Origin of the sequence: Dactylosporangium sp. NPDC006015 (genome assembly GCF_040614215.1) — a bacterium.
In the GTDB taxonomy this organism is placed as follows: Bacteria; Actinomycetota; Actinomycetes; order Mycobacteriales; family Micromonosporaceae; genus Dactylosporangium; species Dactylosporangium maewongense.
Map to the genome: position 1 here is coordinate 162,821 of NZ_JBEXUD010000017.1, position 20,317 is coordinate 183,137.

Annotated in this window: 12 protein-coding genes; 4 read left to right on the forward strand and 8 right to left on the reverse strand. The window is 70.1% G+C overall.

Going from position 1 to position 20,317, the window contains the following annotated elements:
* Nucleotides 1–27: 27 nt before the first annotated feature.
* On the reverse strand, nt 28–6,327 hold the full coding sequence (locus tag ABZ321_RS28940; protein ID WP_354896923.1) for an RHS repeat-associated core domain-containing protein: 6,300 nt from the start codon (nt 6,325–6,327) through the stop codon (nt 28–30).
* A 360-nt stretch (nt 6,328–6,687) separates the two neighbouring features.
* On the reverse strand, nt 6,688–6,831 hold the full coding sequence (locus tag ABZ321_RS28945; protein WP_354896926.1) for a hypothetical protein: 144 nt from the start codon (nt 6,829–6,831) through the stop codon (nt 6,688–6,690).
* 16 nt (nt 6,832–6,847) lie between these two features.
* Here ABZ321_RS28945 and ABZ321_RS28950 point away from each other — a divergent pair, with 16 nt between their 5' ends.
* Nucleotides 6,848–7,462 (forward strand): hypothetical protein, encoded by a 615-nt coding sequence (locus ABZ321_RS28950; protein ID WP_354896929.1) that lies wholly within the window; start codon nt 6,848–6,850, stop codon nt 7,460–7,462.
* A 129-nt stretch (nt 7,463–7,591) separates the two neighbouring features.
* Here ABZ321_RS28950 and ABZ321_RS28955 read toward each other — a convergent pair whose 3' ends face one another.
* A complete protein-coding gene (locus ABZ321_RS28955; protein ID WP_354896932.1) occupies nt 7,592–8,566 on the reverse strand; it encodes a helix-turn-helix domain-containing protein in 975 nt (324 codons plus the stop codon).
* 434 nt (nt 8,567–9,000) lie between these two features.
* Entirely contained in the window at nt 9,001–9,426 is a 426-nt protein-coding gene (locus tag ABZ321_RS28960; RefSeq protein WP_354896934.1) for a hypothetical protein, read from the reverse strand.
* 282 nt (nt 9,427–9,708) lie between these two features.
* Between ABZ321_RS28960 and ABZ321_RS28965 the strand changes: the two genes are divergently transcribed.
* Nucleotides 9,709–12,117, forward strand: coding sequence for a family 20 glycosylhydrolase (locus ABZ321_RS28965; protein ID WP_354896937.1), 2,409 nt, complete (start codon nt 9,709–9,711; stop codon nt 12,115–12,117).
* A gap of 333 nt (nt 12,118–12,450) precedes the next feature.
* Here ABZ321_RS28965 and ABZ321_RS28970 read toward each other — a convergent pair whose 3' ends face one another.
* Nucleotides 12,451–13,374 carry a MerR family transcriptional regulator gene (locus ABZ321_RS28970; protein WP_354896939.1) on the reverse strand — a complete coding sequence of 308 codons (924 nt, stop codon included), beginning with the start codon at nt 13,372–13,374 and terminating at the stop codon, nt 12,451–12,453.
* Nucleotides 13,375–13,538: 164 nt separating this feature from the next.
* On the opposite strand from ABZ321_RS28970, the gene ABZ321_RS28975 reads away from it, so the two are divergent.
* Nucleotides 13,539–13,763 carry a hypothetical protein gene (locus ABZ321_RS28975; RefSeq protein WP_354896941.1) on the forward strand — a complete coding sequence of 75 codons (225 nt, stop codon included), beginning with the start codon at nt 13,539–13,541 and terminating at the stop codon, nt 13,761–13,763.
* Nucleotides 13,764–13,823: 60 nt separating this feature from the next.
* On the opposite strand, the gene ABZ321_RS28980 is transcribed toward ABZ321_RS28975, so the two are convergent.
* Entirely contained in the window at nt 13,824–14,378 is a 555-nt protein-coding gene (locus tag ABZ321_RS28980) for a hypothetical protein (RefSeq protein ID WP_354896943.1), read from the reverse strand.
* A gap of 79 nt (nt 14,379–14,457) precedes the next feature.
* Here ABZ321_RS28980 and ABZ321_RS28985 point away from each other — a divergent pair, with 79 nt between their 5' ends.
* Nucleotides 14,458–15,513 carry an RNA repair domain-containing protein gene (locus tag ABZ321_RS28985; protein WP_354896945.1) on the forward strand — a complete coding sequence of 352 codons (1,056 nt, stop codon included), beginning with the start codon at nt 14,458–14,460 and terminating at the stop codon, nt 15,511–15,513.
* Here the strand turns inward: ABZ321_RS28985 and ABZ321_RS28990 are convergent.
* Entirely contained in the window at nt 15,482–19,093 is a 3,612-nt protein-coding gene (locus ABZ321_RS28990; protein ID WP_354896948.1) for a discoidin domain-containing protein, read from the reverse strand. The genes ABZ321_RS28985 and ABZ321_RS28990 overlap by 32 nt on opposite strands.
* Before the next feature lie 158 nt (nt 19,094–19,251).
* Nucleotides 19,252–20,130 carry a hypothetical protein gene (locus tag ABZ321_RS28995; protein WP_354896950.1) on the reverse strand — a complete coding sequence of 293 codons (879 nt, stop codon included), beginning with the start codon at nt 20,128–20,130 and terminating at the stop codon, nt 19,252–19,254.
* Nucleotides 20,131–20,317 lie beyond the last annotated feature (187 nt).

Sequence of the window (20,317 nt, forward strand, 5' to 3'; positions counted from 1 at the left end):
TCCGTCCTGCTGATCGCCGTGTCACGGCTACCAGAACTTCTTCGGGTGGAAGATTTCGTACCAGGTGTGGTACGAGGTGATCTTCGTGTTCGATTGCCCGACGGCAGCACCGGCACCGAGACCGACACCGCCCAGTGCGGTCAGTGTGTGCACCTGCTGGCCGTCCGCTCCGGTTCCGGACGCGATCTCGACGCTCGCGGCAACATCCGCACCGCCGCTGGCCTCACCGGTACGGAACGGGCCAGCCTGATCATGAATGTCGCCGTTGGAGACGAAGCCCCCACCGCCGGCCAAGAAGCCGACGTTCGGTCCCACGCTCCACCCCGTTGTCTGGAAGGTACCGACGCCGTCCTGGTCGAAACCAACGCATTCAGTACGACCGTACCCGCCCCCGAACGCGCCGGAGGCGCCAGAGCACACGCCGAAGCTCCACTTCGAGTCGTCGGCACCATGCACGGTGCCAGCTGCCGCAGAAAGCTTGGGCTTCTGGTGCTCCGCCCGGAACTGGGCCTCCCTCTCGGTGTACGCCTCGCAGGCGCGGGCGCTCATACCGGCGCAGTTCTGCTGCTGCACCGACAGGCCCGGCTTCGACTTCTGCGGCTTGCCGCGCCAGCAGTTGCCGTTGCCGCCGCAGATCTTCTTGTTCTTGGCTGAGTGCTTCTTGTCCACGCCGCTGCCCCAGAAGGGGTTGCCGTGCGAGTAGTCCTCCTTGGTACCTCCGAGACCTTGGCCGCAGTCCTCCGGGCCGGAGCAGGTGCGCAGGCCGGTCGGGTCGCTGTTGGTGACGGGGTTTGCGGCGGCGTACATGTAGCCGTTGATCTGGAGCGGGTCGTTGTAGTCGGTGATCGGGTCGTCGGAGATGAATCGGCCGGTCAGTGGTTCGTACTCGCGGGCGCCGATGTGGGTCAGTCCGGTCGCGTCCCGGGTGCCGCCGACGAAACCTCTGGTGTTGGGCCAGGTGGGGTCGGTGCCGCGGGGGCTGCCGAACGGGTCGGTCTTGCGCCGGGTGGCGGTCTGGCTGACCGCGTCGATGGCGAGTTGTCCGCTGCCGTGGTGGTCCGCAGCGATCCAGGTGAGGCCGGCCGGGGTGCGGCTGGCGACGCCGTAGTCGCGGGTGCAGGTAACGGTGCTGCCGACCTTACGCAGCTCGTAGCCGGGCAGGTACACCGTCGCCCCGCCGGGGTCCTTGGCGACGAGGCGGGTGCCGTCGGCGTCGTAGATGTAGCTGCTGGAGCCGGTGCTGTCGGTGACCGTGGCGAGGTGGCCCTCGTTGTCCCACGTCAGGGTCTGGCCCGGCTTGCTGGTGATGTTGCGGGTGAGCGTGTTGCCGGCGGCGTCGTAGGTGTAGCTGTCGGTGCCGGTGCCGCCGCCCGCGGCGGTCACGCTGGTGAGGGTGTGCCGCTTACCGGTGGTCGGGTAGGTGTAGGTGCGGGTGGTGTCGGTGCCGCCGCCGATGGCGTGGCGGATCTCCTGGGTGCGGTTGCCGCTGTTGTAGTTGCTGGTGCCGGTGGCGTACTGGTAGCTCGTCCAGTAAGGGTCGGGCCCGCCGACCACGGCCGTGGACGGGTTCGCCTGACAGGTCGCGGCGGTCGTCGTCCACGCCTCGGTCAGCTCACGCAGCGCGTCGTAGCCGAAGCACTGGTTGGACACGACCGACCCACCGAGGGTCTCGCTGATGTTCTTGACGTTGCCGGCGGCGTCGTAGCCGTAACCTTCGGTCAGCCGCTCCGCCCACGTGTTGGGGCTGGCGGAGTTCTCGGTCTCGGTCTTGGCACTGGTGAGCCGACCGGTCGCCTCGTCAATGACGGTCGTCTGCCGGACCCGCTTCGAACCGGAGCCGAGAACCTGCTGGTACACCGGGCCGAACGCCTGATAGGTCGTCCCGGCCACGTAGGTTTCCAGGCCGCTCAGCGTCAGCGCGTTGCCGGAATTGTCGTAGGTGCTGGTCAACGTCTCCGCGGTCAGGCCGCCCGCCGCCGGGTACGTCAGCGTGGCCGCTGACCCGTCGACGTTGTACGTCATCGACGTCGTGTACGAGCCGTTCGGCAACCACGGCATGGTCAGGCTCGACGGGATCACCGTCGTGACGCCCAGCGGGCGGTAACCGTTGTCGTAGCCGGTGACGGTGCTGGTGAACGCATCGGAACCGACGTACCGGGTCGACGAGGTCAGCTGGCCCTTGGCCAGCGTGTCGTACGTCCACGACGCCCGCTTGAACCCGGTCGTACCGACCCCGTCATACAAGCCCGTCTTACGGCCGAGCTCGTCGTACTTGATGGTCGTGCTGGACCCGGGGCGCGCGTCGGTGACCGTGGTCGGCCGGCCGCCCAGGTCGTAGCTGACGCTGGTCGTGCCCTTGTCCGGGTCCGTCGCCGAGTCGACCCGGCCGAGCCGGTTGTAGCTGGTGGTCCAGGTGTTGCTGGACTGGTCGGTGGTGGTCCGTAGCCGGTCGAGGCGATCGTAGGTATAGGCGGTGGCGTGGTAGCTGCCGGTGGGTGCGCCGCCGAGGTACTGGCGCAGTTCGGTGGTCTTGCCGCGGCCGTTGACGTACGTCGTGGTGGGGGTGCCGCCGGCGGGAGGAGTGACGGTGGTGAAGTTCCCGTCGTAGGCGGTGGTGGTCTGCCACTTCAGCGTGTTGACGGAGTACAGCGCATCGGTCGTCTGCCGCTCCAGGCTGTCGTACGTGTACCGGTGCTGGTTCTTGACACCCGAGTCGGTGTCGGCGAACCCGGCGATCGTGGCGGCCGGGGCGCTCGAGTTCCAGAAAGTGGTCGTCTTGGCCACGAGCTCGCGCCCGTCGTACTGGGTGTCGGTGACGATCCGTCCGCCGTTGGCCTGCGGGGCTGGCCGCTGTTGCTGCCGTTGCCGCAGGTTGCCGTCGTACAGGTCGTAGCTGGTGATCCCGTTGCCGTTCGGGCCCAGCTTGGTCGTGGTGATCGAGCTGGTCGTCCCTGCGCCCGAGTAGAGCGTGTAGGCGTAGTGAAGGTCCGCAGCACCGGTGGCGGCGCGGTTCAGCCACACGTCGGTGAGCCGGCCCAGCGGGTCGTACACCGCGGTGGTGATCTTGTTGTTGGCGTCTTTCACCGTGACCGGGACGCCGCGAGCACCGTCCGACGTCACGGTCGTGACGTGGCCGAGCGGGTTCGTGGTCACCGTCGTGATGACCGGAGCGTCCGTCGCCGGGGTGTACTGCATGGTGGTCTTGTGCGCGTTGTCGTTCATCGGGTCACGGGTCCACACGACCCGGCCGTAGGCGTCGTAGCCGGTGTTCGTGGTGTTCTGCCACTGCGGAGACGTCCCGTTCGTCCCGGTCGTCCCGTTCATCGAGTCGACCCTGGTGACGAGGCCTTGGCCAACCGCGCCGGTGCCGGTGGTGTTGCCGTCGTAGTAGTAGAACGTCCCGGCCAGAAAGTCGTTGCCGTCGACGATCGTGCAGGTGGTCTGAGTGTTCGTGCGCTGGTAGTTGACGTGGTAGCGGCCGTTGGCCGGGTCGACGCTGCGGTCGGCGTAGGTGATGTCGGTGCAGCGGTCGTCGTTCGGGTCGGCCTCGTCGCCCCAGTCACGGATTTGGGTGGGCAGCGTGTAGCTGTCGGTCGTGGTGGTGGTCTTCGTCCACCGCCACCCCTCGACCCCGGCCGGGGTGGTGATGTGGGTGCGGGTGCGGGTCTCGGTCTCGGCGAAGTTGTTCGCGACCAGGTTTCCCATCCCGTACGCCAGGTCTCGCATCGCGACCGTGCCGTACCCGTAGGAGTGCAGCGTCGAGGAGTACGCCAGCCCACCGGGCCGGAACGACGTGTCCTCCCGCAGCTTCCCGCGCAGCACGTTGACGTCGGTCGTGGTGCCTTGCGAGTCGGTGACGGTGACTGTCCGGGCGCCGCCGGTGGCGCTGGCCCGGTCACCGTGCAGCCCGCGGTAGTACAGCGCCGAGGACACCGTCTGCGTGCCGCCGACCGGTCCGGTCGTGGTGGTGACGTCGGTGTAGCCGCGCCAGTCCGACCACGACCGCCGCGACAGCGGCGACGTCTCGGACGGGTCGTGCCCCCACAGCACGTTCGTCGAGGAGTGCGTGAGGCTGTAGCTGTAGCTGGTCAGCACCGGCGGCGCGGTCGCGTCCGCCAGGTCCGACTGCTGCACGGCGGTGACCACGTACTTGTGGAACCAGCCGAACCCTGCCGCACCGCCCTCCGGGGCCCAGTACTGCGGGAAACATCGGTAGATGTTGTTGTTCGCGCTGCCCTCGGGGATGCTCGTCGGGCTGCAGTCCTGTCCCGCGTAGTACACCGTCAGCAGACCACCGGTGCCGTTCTCGATGCTGCTGAGCCGGAACCGGCGCAGCTTCAGCACACCGGCGGGAAGGTTGTAGTCGACGCGGTTGTCCAACGCCCCGCCACCGAAGGCCATCGGCGGCGTCGACAGCGCCGTGCCGCCCTTGTACCCGGTGTGCTGCAACCCTTCCAGCCACAGCGCCGCCGGGCTGGCGTCGCCGGGGTTGAGGAAGTCGTGGTCAAGGGTCCACTTGTCGACGTCCTGGTAGGTGGCGGTGGCCGGATCCGTCAACACCTTCGTGGTGACCGAGGCCAGGGCCCACTGCATGAAATGCGCCGGGCTGGTCAGGTTCGGACACGACGACGCCACACAGTACTGGTCCCACGGCACGTCGATCGAACAGGTGCCGACATCGTTGCACCGCGACTCGAGCCCGAAGTCGACCCGCATCGGCGCCGGCTTACCAGCCGCACCCTCCGAACCTTGCCGGGTGCCGTACTCGATCCGCACGGGGTAGACGTTGACGTCGTAGTCCGCGACACCGTTGTTGTTGTTGTGGCCGTACTTCGCGGTGGTCTTCTGGTAGAAGATCGTCTCGCTGTTGCCGCGCGGGTCCACGACGTAGTCCAGGTTCCACCGGTACGCCTGCGCACACGACGACGCCGCATACCCGCCCTGTGCCGCCGTCTTGTAGCACGGCTCCCCGCTGTTGTTGCCGTACACCGGAACGATCCCCGTGGAGTACGTCTGCGCCGCCGTCGCGCTGTAGGCGCCGCCGTGACCGAAGAAGTACTGCGTCCCGTCCGGCGACATCACCTGCCAGAACTCGCCGTCGTTGTCGTAGTTGACCGCACCGGTGTACTTCTTGAAGCTCCACCCGGTGTGGACCGCCGACTTGTACTCACCGGTGGCGTTGTCCCGCACCAGCTGCCCGGACACGCCGTCCATCACGATCGAGATCGGCTCGTTGTCGCCGTTCGCCGACGTCCAGCACAGGTCGCCGGTCGCGTTGCCGTCGTCGGAACAACCCCGGTACGACCGCTCGATGTAGCCGAGGTCGAGGTCCCAGCCGTCACCGACCCACGACGCCTGCGCGTTCGTCGCCACCGTCTTGCCGTCCAGGCCGCCCGAGCTGTACTGCAGCTGCAGATTCGGCGTGGGACCGCCCAGCGACGGCGGCACCGCCAACGGCACCGAATAGGTGAAGTCACCCGACGAGCCGCCCTGCGACCACGACGCCGACGGCGACAACGACGTCTTCGACCAGTCACCCGCCTGCGAAGCCGTGCCCGACGTCAGCGCCAGCACCGCACCCGCAGACCCCGAGCCGGCGGACTTCGACCCGCCCGCCACCGCTGCCGGGTCACCCGGCAGCGACACCGAGTCGAACGACACCCGCTTCGACACCGGGTTGTTCAACGACTTCAGCGGCGTCTGCACCTGACACTCCGGCAACGCCGGCGTGCTCGCCGCGCACGCGGGCAGCGACACCAGCCGCAGCCGGCCGCCGTAGTCACCGCCGTAGCCCGTAGCGAACGCCGCATAGTCCACGTCCAGTCCCACCGACCCGGGCCGCGCGGCACCGTCCGCCCGGTTCACCGTCAGCACCACACCCTTGACACCCAAGGCCGTGGCCACGTCCTGGCCGAGCACCGACACCCGCACCTGCGACACCGTCGCAGCGGCGCTCTGCGCGGCCTGCTCCCCCGCCGTGCGCGGCTCGGCGACCGGGCCACCGGCCCGGACCGTCACCGGCAACCCACCAGGCGCCACCACGGCACCCTGCTGCTTCGACTGTGCCTGCGCCGTCCCGCTCACCGGCACCACCGCCGACCCGGCCACCGGCCACACCGGCGCCGGCACCTTCCCCAGCGCCGCCTTGTCGGACTCGACCCCCGGCCGGGCGCGGCCCGACACGCCGGACACCGCGACCGACTGCGCTTGAGGATTCGCGACCCCCGACGGATTGGCGGGTGCCGCTGCGGCGGCCTGGTGGTCGACGCTGTCCAGCCCGCCCAGCACCAGCAACGCGGTCAGGGCGAGGGTCACCGGACGTGACACCCGGAGCCAGCTCAGCGCGATGAAATCATGCGAACGCCAACGTGTCGGCAACGTAACTCCCGTCAGCCATTTACGGACATGAATGTCAGGCAGCCGGAGTTCCCCGCCCCCGGCGCGAATGCCTGCCTTACAGGCGAGGACTGCGGGCCGAGCGGCCGCTGGCGATGGCATGCAGAGACCCAGCGGCCGTTCGCGACGCGGAGCGATGGGTCGGCACGTTCTGCCGCTTCATCGCACCCCCCGTTTCACCTGTGTCGTCGCCACCAACGATCACGGCGATCGATGTCAGTCTGTGGGTAAGCGCGGCTGCGGACGTTGCCTATCCGGACCACGTTGTTGTCGATGCGGTCCAGATTCGGCTCATGGACCCCGGACCCTTGCCACGGACTGCGGCCGGCCGGCCTCGTAGATGTCCTCGGCGAGGACGAAGTGGCAGCCGCCCGTCGTCTCGGAGAGCTGCTCGAAAAGATCCTGCAACGGCTGCCGGTCGCCGATCAGGGACACGTATGGACCCGCTGAAGTGAGAAGAACGCCGAGGACCTCGCGCGATCCGCGGCGTGACGACCTGCACGGACGTCCTCAGCGGAACACCCTGCCGGGCAGCGTGGCAAGCCCGGGTCAACGGCCATCGAAGATGGTGTGGAAGTCGCACGCAATACTGTCGTCCATGGGGATGCAGATCTCGACGCTGTCCGAAGTGCTGATGTGGGCGTCGGTGTTCGCGGTCGTGGGCGTGGGTGCCGCCGCGGCGGTGGGCATCGGAGCGTACCGGCGGAACCGGCGTATCCTGCGGCGGGGTGTGCGCATGACGGCCGAGATCGTCGCGGCCGACGTCGCGCCCGGGAATGCTCGCTCAGAGCGCCGGAACGTGCGGCTGCAGCTGCGCTTCGAGGGTGTCGAGGAGCACGTGCTGGACTTCATCGGGTACCGCCTGCGCGCCGCCGACGCTGCGGCGCTGGCACCGGGTGTGAGGGTGCAGGCCTGGGTGTTGCCGGACGACGGATCCGAGATCCGGGTCGCCCATCCCGGCGAGCCGGCCCGGATCTTGGCGTTGCAGGCCGCTCCCGAGGTGTCCGGCAAGTACCCCGACGGTACCGCCGACGGCATCGGCTCCGTGCTGTTCCCGGACGTCTGAACCGGCGGCACCATGAGCCCGGCGGAGTTCATCGCCGCGGCCGTGCCCGGCGCCCAGCAGACACATGATCCGACGGATGAGGTCGAGGCATGCGGCACCAGATCGGTGTTGTTCGCCTGGCAAGGCCGGTCAGTGCCGCACCCGGTACTCGTTGGGGGGCATCCCGTACTCCTCCCGAAAGATGCGACTGAAGTGGGCGGTGGAACGGAATCCCCAGCGGCTTGCGATGGCGTGCACGGGGCGGTCGCGCAGTCCGGGGTCGGCCAGGTCCTTCCGGCAGCGCTGCAACCGCCGGGTGCGAATCACCTCGGCTACCGGGGATTCGCCGGTCCGGAAGAGACGCTTCAGCGTGGTCATCGAGACGTTGTGCGCCGCGGCGATCATCTGCGGTCCGAGGTCCGGCCTGCCGAGGTTGGCGTCGATGAACGCGTCGATGCGGGTGCGCAGCACTTCCTGCTGGACGTTGCCCGACAAGGAGTCTGCGACGTCGAGCTCCTGCGCGAGCAGCGCGGTGATCAAGTTGAGCGCGATCCCCGCGAGGAGCGTGGCGTCCGACGCCTCGTACTGCTCAGGATGGACGCTGATCTGCTGCAGGTGCTGCGCCAGCAGGCTGCCGATCCCCCCGGTTGACGGCAGGGGCTCGCCGAGCAGCCGGCTGACCTTGTCGTGCGGTATGGGCAGCTGTGCGTGCGGAATGACCACGACGACGGAACCCGCAGGCTCCGGCGCAGCCGCCCGGATGCCGTGGGACGCCTCGTAGGGGCGGGAGGAGGTGAGCAGCGTGAACTGGCCCGGCTGGATGGCCGACGCACACTGGCCCTGCTCGACCGCACCGGAACCCGATGTCAGCAGCGCCAGTTGGTACTGCTGAGGATCGGAGCGGCGGATCAGCTTTGCCGTCCGCCGGGTGGTCAGCGATGGAAACCGGAGCGTCGTGAGGGTGAGCGCCCCCAGACTGCTCGTTCGCATCCAGGCATCGAAGTCGTGGGCGTGCGTGCTGCTGATCTGGTTGGGTGCGACCTCTTTGGCCACGAGCTCCGCCCAGTGGTCGAATCGCTCGGCCGGCGGGAGTGGCGACAGGTCCACGGTGTACGTTGCCAGCATCTTCGATCGTCCCCTCGCATACTTTCTGGAAAGCTTCTCGGCAGGCTGTGACCGCGACAGGTACCGGATCCCGCCGGGCGCACCGAAGGCACCTGTGTTCACGCAACTTGCCCACGCCATTCAGCCTCCGTGACGGCGCGCCGCGGCGGATCGACCGCGCGGCACCTCAGTCGGTGGGCCTCCCGATCAACCGATCAGTGGATGCGCTCAACCTTCCGATGCTGTGGTTCAGGTCGCGTCCGCAGCTGCCGGGCGTCGCCGAGCGCCAGCAGCTGGCGGCTCTCCCAGACCGACTCCTCGAACCGGACGGCGTCGACGCACGCCGGCTCCAGGTCCAGCCGGTACCCCGCCGCGCCCCCGTGCCCGACCGTGGCGATGAGCCCCTCGCCGCGCTGCCCCCGCTCACCGGGTTCGAGGGCACGGCGCTTCCGCGCTCAGATGAAGACGAAGAACGCGACCCACATCACGCCCGCCATGCTCGGCATGACGTAGGTGAACACGGTGAGCGCCGAGACGCGCCGCCGCGACCGCCAGGTCTCGCGGGTCTGCTGGTACTCCGGCAGCCGGTCGACGGCCATCGACTGGACGTGGCGCAGGTACTGCACGCCCCACCAGCTCACGTACCCCCAGACTCCGGCGAGCACGATGCCCACCACGGCGATGATGGAGACGGCGACGGCCAGCCGGTGCACCTGCTGACTGACCGACAGCAGGATGGAGTACGCGACGACCAGCATCGACTGGGCGACCAGGAAGTAGTTCCCCCGCTGGACGATGCTGTCGTCGATGTGGATGCCGTGGGCCCACAGCCGGTTGTCCTCGTCGCGCCGGTCCTGCTCGTCTCGTGCGGGGCTCGTCACGGCTGCCACCCTTCGAAGCTCGCTCCGGCGTCGCGGCAGTCCACCGCCTGATCGGAGAGTTCCTCCTGGACCGGTAGGTCAGCCGCGGCTCTCGGCGAGTTTCAGGACGGCGTCGATGGGTGAGGCGGATGCGCTGCTCAGCGACGCCGGCCGCCGCCGGAGGCCTCGACCTCCCACGGCGTCGGCGGACTGTCCACAGAAGGAGACCTTGACACATTCGCACCCAGGACATAGCCTGCCGTCAAATTAGCAGGTAACTTAACAGTTTCGCCGGAGGATGCCGTGCACCGTTCCCCGCGCAGCCTGCTGCTGGCCTCCGCCACGGCCGTCGTGACCGTCGCCGCCGGCGCCGCCTGGGTGCTGGCAGGCTCCCCGGCCAGCGCCGCGGTGAGTCTCTCCGACGTCGTGCCCGCGCCGGTGTCGGCGCAGCCCGCGGCCGGCGTGACCTACACGCTGCCGTCCAACGCCGCGATTCAGACCGCGGCCGGCGCCACCGACGTCGGCGACTACCTCGCCGGCATCCTCCGCCCGTCGACCGGTTACGCGCTGCCGGTCTCCACCACGACCGGCACGCCGGCGAGCGGCATCGCGCTGCTGCTGTCCGGCGCCGATCCCAGCGTGGGCACCGAGGGCTATCAGCTCGACGTGACCGCCGCCGCAGTCACGCTCCGCGCCCAGACCACGGCAGGGCTGTTTCACGGAGTCCAGACGCTGCGGCAGCTGCTGCCGGCGACCGTCGAGGCGCGGACCGTCCAGAGTGGACCGTGGACGGTCACCGGCGGCCGGATCGTCGACTTCCCGCGGTACGGGTACCGCGGCGCGATGCTCGACGTGTCCCGACACTTCTTCGCCCCCGACGTGGTGAAGCGGTACATCGACGAGATCGCGCAGTACAAGATCAATACGTTGCACCTGCATCTCTCCGACGACCAGGGCTGGCGCATCGTGATCGACGCCTGGCTGCAGCTGGCGACCGTCGGCGGCAGCACCCAGGTCGGCGGCGGCGCGGGCGGCTACTACACCAAGGCGCAGTACTCCGACCTGGTCTCCTACGCGGCGTCGCGGCAGATCACCGTCGTGCCCGAGATCGACATGCCTGGGCACACCAACGCCGCGCTCGCCTCCTACGCGCAGCTCAACTGCAACAACACGGCCCCGCCGCTCTACACCGGCACGGCCGTCGGCTTCAGCTCGCTGTGCGTCAGCAAAGAGGTCACCTACACGTTCGTGCAGCAGGTGCTCAACGAACTCGCCGCCCTCACCCCCGGGCCGTACCTGCACATCGGCGGCGACGAGGCGTCGAGCACACCGCCGGCCGACTACACCACCTTCATGAACCGCATCCAGCCCTTCGTCGGCACCGCCGGCAAGGCCGTCATGGGCTGGCACCAGATCGGGCAGGCCACCCACACCACGAACCGGGTCGCGCAGTACTGGGGAACCTCCACATCGGACGCTGACCTGAGCGCCGCGGTGAGCAAGGGCGACAAGATCCTGCTGTCGCCGGCGAACAAGGCGTACCTCGACATGAAGTACACCAACTCGACCCCGCTCGGCCAGACCTGGGCCGGCCTGATCGAGGTGCAGACCGCCTACAACTGGGACCCGGGCGCCTACCTCACAGGCGTTCCGGCCAGCGCGATCCTCGGCGTCGAAGCTCCGATGTGGACCGAGACGATCACCAACCTGGCCGGCATCGAGTTCATGGCGTTCCCGCGGCTGCCCGCACTCGCCGAGCTGGCGTGGTCACCGCAGTCGGCACGCAACTGGGACACCTTCAAGGTACGGCTCGGCGCTCAGGGTCCACGGTGGACGGTCCAGGGGATCAACTTCTACAGCTCGCCGCAGGTGCCGTGGGGCACGCAGCCGACGACACGCAGCGCGTACACCCAGATCCAGGCCGAGAGCTACAACGCGCAGTCCGGTACACAGACCGAGACCACCACCGACACCGGCGGCGGCCAGAACGTCGGCTACGTCACCCCCGGCGACACGCTCGCCTACGACCTCGACTTCGGCGCGGCGTCGCCGGCCTCGGTCACGACCCGGCTGGCCTCCGGCGCGGGCAGCGGCACCATCCAGTACCGCCTGGACTCCGCCACCGGCCCGGTCATCGCCAGCGTCCCGGTCACCTCCACTGGCGGCTGGCAGGCCTGGACCAGCACCACCACCAACCTGACCGGCACGGCCACCGGCGTGCACCGGCTGTACCTCACCTTCACCGGCACCGCGGGCACCGACTTCGTCAACCTCAACTGGCTGCAGTTCACCGCCGGCGCCGGCCTCCCCAACGCCTACAGCGTCCGGCAGGCGGAGGGCTTCAGCAGCCAGTCCGGCACCCAGACCGAGACCACCACCGACACCGGCGGCGGCCAGAACGTCGGCTACGTCACGCCCGGCGACTGGCTCGGCTACGCAGGCGTGGACTTCGGCACCCCGACCGCGGCGTCGGTGACCACGCGGCTGGCCTCGGGTGCGGGCAGCGGCACCATCCAGTACCGCCTGGACTCCGCCACCGGCCCGATCATCGCCAGCGTCCCGGTCACCTCCACCGGCGGCTGGCAGGCCTGGACCAGCACCACCACCAACCTGACCGGCACGGCCACCGGCGTCCACACCGTGTTCGTCACGTTCACCGGCACGGCGGGCGCCGACTTCGTCAACCTCAACTGGTTCCAGTTCAACCGGTAGCGCACTGGACGGGACCGATCCACGCGGTCACGAACGATCCCTGCGACGCCCAGCGCGCCGCAGGGAGCAATGCGGCCACCCGCGGCGCACCTCGCGACCACGGAGCCCGAGCTTCCGCAGGCACGGCAACGACCGTGAGCACCAGGCCATCGTCACTCGTCGGCGGGCCGGCAAGCCGGGACACCGGCCCGCCGACGAGCCGGCGCCGGCATCGCGTCGGCGAGCGGCCGCCTCAGGCTTCGATCCAGCCGTGGTCACGGGCGATCACGGCGAGGCCGTCCCTGATCTCGCAGATCTGCGCACCGCTGAGCGATGGGGCGTGCCGCAGCAGCATCAGGGTGACGGCGTCGGGCGGTGCGCCTGGAGGGCGGCGAGCAGCCATTCGAAGGCGGGCACGGCGGCCGGCGCGGCGGGGACGCCGTTGAGCACGCTCAGCAGCTGCCAGTAGCGCTCGACCCGCCGGTCGGCGACCATCTCCAGCCAGTCGATCAACGAGACGGCCTCGTCGTCCGGCAGGTCGGCCGGGACGACCCGGTCCAGCACGACCCGCCCGCGGGGCGAGTCGGGGGCCACGCCGCGCTCGACGGCGCCGCCCGCGTGCTCGATGACCAGCGGCCTGATGTTCAGGCCGAACTCCAGGCGGTTGTCGTCACCGCCGCTGACCACCATGGCGCGGACCTTGCGCCGGAAGGACTCGTCGGACACCAGTTCGGCCAGCTCGATCCAGGCGTCGACCTGCTCGGACGTCGGGTTGTCGGCCAGCTCGAGCGGGAGCTGGCGCATCCAACCGGCGACGACCGAGGCTTCCTCGTCGTCGACTCCGGCGAAGGCGTCGTTGACGAAATCGTCGATGATCTGCTGGCGTTCCTGCGCCGACAACCGGGCCAGCTTGTTCATCAGGGCCATCTCCTCGGTGGTGCTGTCTCGTAGTGCGACGGTGTGGAGGACGGCGCGGCGCAGGCGGAGCGTGCGGATCTCGGCGTCGAGGGCCTTGACGTGCGTCTCCGCGAGCTCTTTCAGCGTCGTCTGGCGGGCCAGCAGCCGCTGGATGGCCTCGAGGCCGAGCCCCAGGTCACGCAGTGTCCGGACCAGGTCGAGCCGCGCGACCGCCTCCGCGTCGTAGAGCCGGTATCCGCCGGTGGACCGGACGGACGGCGGAACCACGCCGTTGTCCGACCAGAACCGAATGGTCCGGGCCTGCAGACCGGTGCGGCTGGCGAGCTGCCCGATCGTGTAGAGGCCCGTCGCGTCGTCCATGGATCTCAACCTGCACCTTCCACCCGGTGGAACCTCAAGCGCTGTGCGCAGAAATCTGTCCGGGTCGGGCGGCGCCGCTGCGCAGCGCCCGGAGCGCGTCGCGCAGGACCGGCTCCGCCACACCCCGGACCAACTCTGCACCATCGGGACCGTCGAGCACGAAGGTGAACCCGCCCAAACGCCTTCTTGTCCCGGCCCATCAGGGCGAGCAGGTCGTCGTCCTCGACGGCCGGCGGGAGCCGGGTGCCGAGCCCGTATCCGGCGACCACCTCGTGGTGCTCAACCATCCGATCGTGGTCGATCCGGCCGAGCAGCCCCGGCGCGCACCGGTCGAGGCCACGACACCGGGCAGGTCGTGGCGTACGCCCGAGCCGATCCGCACCGGGTAGGACCGCTCGCCGAGGTCGACCCGCACCTCCCGGTGCCCGCCCGGCTCGCGCCATCGCCGCCTATTCGAAGAACTTCAGGCCGTAGCCGAGGTCTGTGGTGGGGCCGGGGACGTTGGCGCGCCGATAGGTGACGTTGCCCCACCAGACCGCGGTGCCGGTGTACCAGTACCGGTTCGACCACGAGTACGGGGTGCCCTTGGCGACCGCGTGGTACATCGTCGGGAACCGGTTGCCCGACGGCGGGCTCGTCGCGATGTCGCCGCGTTCGAGGACGAACGTGTGGTGCCCCGGCCCGTCGACGTACAGCGTGGCATCCCACCCGGTCATCATGTTCGGCGCGTAGGAGCCGAAGAGGCAGCCGTTGCTCTTGTACCAGTCCCACACGTAGGTCGGGTCGCCGCCGGCCCAGAGCCGTAGCTCGGCGAGGCAGTACTTGCTGCTCCAACTGCCGTTGGCGGAGTACATGCGGTGGGCGGCGCTGCGACCGGCGGAGAAGTAGACGTGGTACCTGCCGTCCTGGTGGACGATCTCCGGTGCCCATACCTCGCCGAGGTCGCCGGCGTCGCGTCGTATGGACGCGGCCGGCGACCGACCACCCGCCGCCGCTGCCCTCAACCGGGTACGGTTCGCCGATGATGCCCGCGTTGCCGCCGGTGGCGGCCGGCACGGTCCCGGACCGGCCGAGCTGACCGGCATGCGCCCGATCCAGGAGGTCGTGTCGCGGATCCGGTACGACCCCGCGCTCGACGCACGCCGGTTCGTCATCGGCTACGAGGAGCGCGGCGCCGGCATCCGCGAGTCGCCGCTGCCCGCGTTCGTCGCCGGGTCCGACGTGCCGTGGCATCGCGTCCGGTACGTGCGGGCCGGCGACACTGTCGTATGGGACCGGAAGGCGCGGATCGACCTGGTCGGCGCGGACCTCGCAGCACTGCGTCCGTCCGCGCCCGGAACCCCGGTCCGAGCGGCGCCGTCCGCCGGGGAGCCGGTGCAGGTCGCGGTGTACAACGTGCTCTCCGACGCCCACGACCGCCACCGCACCTACCCGCACCGGCGCGTCCCGGCGTGCGTCGAGCTGCTCGGCGGCCTCGGCGCCGACGTCATCGCCCTGCACGAGGTGACGCACGAGCTGTGGTCGGCGCTGCTCGTCGCCGACTGGGTGCGGTCCGGCTACCACGTGTCCGACGGCCCGGCGGCCGACGCCGCCTACGGCACCGTCCTGCTGAGCCGCCGGCCGCTGCGCATCGAGTCCCACCGGCGGCAGGTGGTCGGCATCGCGCCCGTCGGTGGGGCCCGGGTCGCCTTCGCCGCCGCCCACCTGACGAGCAACCGCGCGCCGGACGCGCCGCGACGCCGCGCCCACGAGCTGCGGCTCCTCGACGAGCGGCTGTCCCGCCCCGACGTCGACGCCGCCGTGATCCTCGCCGACGTCAACTTCGGCGACGACACCCCGATCCCCATGCCCGGCATCGTCGACGTGTGGCCGGCGCTGTACCCGTACGACGCCGGCTACACCTTCGACCCCGCCGCGAATCCCCTGGCGGCGATCGGCGACCCCAACGGCCGCCCAGGCCGCCTCGACCGGATCCTGCTGCGCGGCGAGCACCTGGTCCCGGTCGAGATCCAGCGCTTCGGCGACCGACCGTTCGCCGTCGACGACCGCCCACGGTACGTCTCCGACCACTTCGGCCTGACCGCGCTGCTCACGGCTGGTCCTGGCGCTACGCGCCCGGGCGTACCTCCAGTGTGCTGAGCCTGGCGTCGCCCTGATGCCACGTGGTGGTCACGGCGACGTACCGTGCTGTGGCGCCCAGCTTGACCGAGCCCAGCTGCATGCCCGCCGCGACCGAGCCGACGTCGGTGAACGTCAGGCCGTCGTCGCTGACCGACACCGTCGCCGCAGGTGCCTGCGCCCCGTCCCAGGTCAGCCCGACCGTGCCGATCGCGGCGGATCGCCCCAGATCGACGACCATGCGCCCGTCCGGTCCTGGGACCCAGGCCGTGCCCCGATCGCCGTCGACAGCGAGGGACGGCGACGTCATGCCCTGCGGAAGCACGGACGCGGGGAAGGTCTCTGTGCCGAGCGCGAGATCCGCGACCGGGTACGGGCGGGCGGAGGAGAAGGACACCGTCTTGACCATGCCCGTCGGCGGCAGGCCGGCGCCCAGCACCTCCCCGGTCTCGAGGTTGCGGAGCTGCACCGAACGGACGGTGCCGTTGGAGGAGACGCGGATGGTGCGCGCGTCGTCGACCACGGCGGTCAGTCCGGCCGGGGCCGTCCCCTTGCCCGGCGTCACCGCGGTGACCCGCGGGGTGAGCACGACGGCCGAGCCCGGGCGGAGCGTCACGTCCAGCACGGAGGACGTCGCCCCGACGCGCTGAGTGCCGGCATACAGCGGAACAGCACCGCCGCCGTGCGGGATCGTGACCGCCGTGGTGGCCTCGGTGCCGGAGAGGTTGAAGACGACGAGGAAGCCGTCGACCAGCGCGGTCTGCGTGGCGGGGTTCGACGTCGTCGGCTCAGGTCGCGCAGACTGCGCGGCCGTCGCGGCGGCCGCGCCCGGCACCATCTCGATCAGGCGCGGCCCCTGGCCGCCGCCGGCGAGGCGGATCACCTGCTGGGTGTCGCTCGCGCGGGAGACGGTGATCGGGGCGTCGGAGCCGCGGACGACGAACCCGCCCTTGTTCTCGACGGAGATCCACCCGCCGTCCGACTCGAGCACGCGGTTGCCGGTCTCCCGGTGCCGCGCGACGTCCTGCCAGGTGACGCCGTCCATCGAGGTCTGAACCCGGTATTCCTCTCCCGCCGCGGCCTCCCAGCCGAGCTGCACCTGCGACAGCGCGGTGGGCCCGCCGAGGTCGACCTGGATCCACGAGTCGCTCCGGAGGCGGTCTGCCTTCGACACGGCCCAGCGCGTGGTCGGGCTGCCGTCGGTGACGGCGCTCGCGGGGAAGCCGCTGTCGGCGCTCGACGCCGTCACCGGGCGTTTGGCCGCGACGTCGGTGCCGGTCGGCTCGAACGCCCGGAAGTGGTACAGCGAGTAGCCGTACTGGGCATTGCCCCGCACCCCCTGCATCCGCACGTAGCGCGTCGTGACCGGCGCCGGTGCCGTCTGCCCGGGCGGGGTCAGGTCCACGGTGTCGAGGCGCGCGACGTTGACGTCCGCCGGGGCGTTGCCGTAGGCCGCGGCCGTGCGCCAGGTCCGCCCGTCGTCGGAGACCTGGACCAGATACCGGGCGCCGGCGGCCGACTCCCACGCGACGCGGACCGAACCCAGCACGGTCGGGGCACCCAGGTCGACCTGAATCCAGGAGTCCGGCCGGGTGCGCTCGGCGACCGAGACGGCCCAGCGGGTCGACGGGTTGCCGTCAGTGACACGGGCCGCCGTGTACCCGCTCGCGACGTCCTCACTGGACGCCGTCGCCGGGCGACCGGCCGCGACATCGGTGGGCGTCGTCGGACCGTACGCGTGCAGCGAGTACATGGAGTAGCCGTACTTGGCGTTGCCCTGCTGGCCGAGCATGCGCACGTACCGGGCGGTGGTGGGCGCATCGAACGTGAGGTCGTCCACGCGGGCGGCTTTCGCGTCGGCCGGGTCGGCGGGAATCTTGGCCTGCGGGGCGACCGTGGTGGTGCCCTCGGCTGTCGTGTAGGTCCGCGAGCCGTCGAGCCCGAACGCGCCTCCCATGTCGAGGTTGCGAACCGAGACGATGCCGTCATCGGCTCCGGCGCCCGTGGAGGCGTAGACCGCCGCGCCGGTCGGCAGCGTCGCCTGCCCCGCGTAGCCGGACCCGACCTGGAAGACCGACGCCGTGCCGTCGAATCCGTCGCGCGGCCGTGTGTACGTCGTGACGTCGCGGGACGCGATCTTCGCGCTCGTCGACGGGTACAGGAACGGCGTCGCGCCCGAGACCTGGAACAGCCACGAGTCGTGGCCGGGCACCCACGGGAACTTGACGTACCCGGGCTTGCTGAGGGCGGCCGCCCACGCCGTCGTGGTCTGTTGCATGACGATCCCAGCGCTGGCACCGTAGTCGCGCATGCCTGCGGCGGTGACGACGGCCTGCGCGTCGGTCAGTGGCTGTACGGGCCCGGCGGCCGATCTGGCTGCGTGGTCGTGCAGCAGGTATGAGATCGCGATCTCCGCGCGCGCCTCGGGCTCGTACTTCGCCTCGCCGGAGAACTTCGTCAGCCGGTTCGTCGGTGCATACGCCTGATAGGCGGCCAGGCCGGCGGCCAGGTGCTTCTCGGCGGTCACCGCCTCGGGGCGGCGAAGTACCTGGCCGACGAACGCCAGCGGGATCACGTCGCGGCCGTAGAGGAACTCGCGGTCGGCGACCATCGGCATGAAGGGCTCACCTTGCGCCGACATGCCGAGTTGGAGCGAGTTCCACAGCTCGGCCGAGTTCGGCTGGTGCAGCAGGACCTCGGGCACGGGCCGGCCGTTGAGGATGAACTGGATGGAGTTGCGGCCGCCCGAACGCCAGATGTCCGACTGGTAGTGCGGTGCGTACGCCCCATGGTTCTCCACGAGGTAGGTGTCGCGGATGTTGTGCATCGTGTTGCTCGAGATCGGCGCTCCGCCGACCTGCGCCGGGTTGTTGCGGTCCGCAGTCGGCTGACCGGCCGCGTTCCGGGCCCAGGTGTTCAGCTGGTCGGTCCAGCGTCCCGCGTCGGGGTCGTCGGGCGCCCATGCGACGCCCGGGGCCAGCGCCTGCGTATACACGCCGGACTCCTCCAGCGCCGTGTCTCCCTGGTATGCGCCGTCGGGCCACCGCGCGTCCCAGCTGCCCGACAGCGGGTCCTGCGCGAAGTTCAGGTCGGCGGCGTACTTCGCCTGGCCTGTGGCGATGGTCTTGAGGTTCGCCTGCGTGGCCGGGTCCAGCTCGGCCCACAGCAGCCGGCCCGCGTCGAGGAAGTACGACTCGAATGTCGAGTCCCAGAAGAGCCTCTTGCCCCATGTGCCGTTCGCCCGGACCAGCCGGTTGTCCGCGGCGAACTTCCTGATCGTGGCCAACGTGTGCGCACGCAGCACGTCCTTGCTCACGCCCGCGAGGTCGGCGTCGTAGTCGCCGTGCGTGAGCAGGACGGCGTTGCCCAGGACGACCGCGAAGTTGAAGTCCGTCAGCTGATAGGCGCCGGCAGCCGGGTCCCACACTGTCTCGACCCACCGGGTGTGCCGCAGCAGTGCCCCGTAGTAGTCCGCGGCGATGGCGTCAGGGGCACCGAAGGCGGGGGCGTCGTCAGCGACCGCCGCGGGGCCGACGAGCGCGGTCGCGACGAGCGCCACGGTCGCGGCGGATGCCGCAAGGGCAGAGAGCAGACGGCGCATGTGTTGCCTTTCAATTGGCTGACCCGAACCCGAGCTCTTGGCGCAGGAAGTCCCATCGGACGCCGGCCGATCAGTGAGTTTCGCGGTTCCGATCGGCCGGCGTCAAGACGCTAATACGAATTATCAGGCGTACGCCGCCACCTCCGCGCCGCGCCCGTTCAGTCGTCGACGCAGATCTGGTGCAGCGTCAGGTGCCACGCCGCGGGCGCGCCGTCGTCGTCCTCGCTGGCGTTGGCGCTCATGAGCCACTGGTTCGCATAGAAGCTGCCGGGCCACAGGTTGTGCAGCACGACGTTGCCGGTGCCGCCGACGATGTTCGCGCCGCCACCGAGAGCGACCTTGCCGACCGGGCAGGGCTGGCTCTTGCCCTGGCTGCCCGACCCGGGGGTCGTCGAGCTGGTGCGGATGACCAGGCCGGTGAGCGAGGAGGCGCAGATCCGGTAGGCGGTCACGCTCCAGGCGGCGGTCGTCGCGGAGTTGTTCTCCTCGTACGCCCGGACGTAGACGTGATCCGACGACGGGATCACATCGGTGACGCCCACGTCGCCGCCCGCGCCGGCGAGCGCCCAACCCATCCCGATCAGAGCCTTGCCGCCCGGGCAGGTCGACGTGATGTCCTTCGGCGACCTCGAGTCCGGGGTACTGGTCACGCCGACGATCTCGTAGTTGATCAGCTCCACGTCGGGTGCGCAGATCGCGCGGACGGTCAGGCTCCACCTGCCGGAGAACCCGTTGCCGTCCTCGTACGCGTGCGCGTACACGGCCCGCGTCTCCGGCCGCAGGATGTCGACGACGACCTGGCCGAGGCCGGTGTTGGTGACCCCGGCCCCGACGACCTTGGTGCCGGCCGGGCACTCGGCGTACGCCTCATTGTCCGGGCCGCTGTTGACGCCGCTGCTGTCCTCGACGATGTCGAGCCCCGAGATGCCCGAAGCCGACGCCGGCCCGGCCAGCACGGCGGTCGCCGCAGCGGCCATGAGGGACAGTGCCGCGGCGGTACCGAGTCGCCGGCCCCACCTCGCGATGCTGGTGTTCATGTTCCGTCTCCATCTCTCGTGTGACCTCGGCCCACCGGGATCGGCGGGTCGCACACGTGGAGACACGCGCTCGACTTCAGCGCAGCGTCAAGGCAACGTACGAGTTCGGTAAGGAACCGGCCCCGGGATCTTCCTGGTCCCAGCCGGGCTCAGCGAAACCATGATCGCGTGAACCTACAGTTCGAGA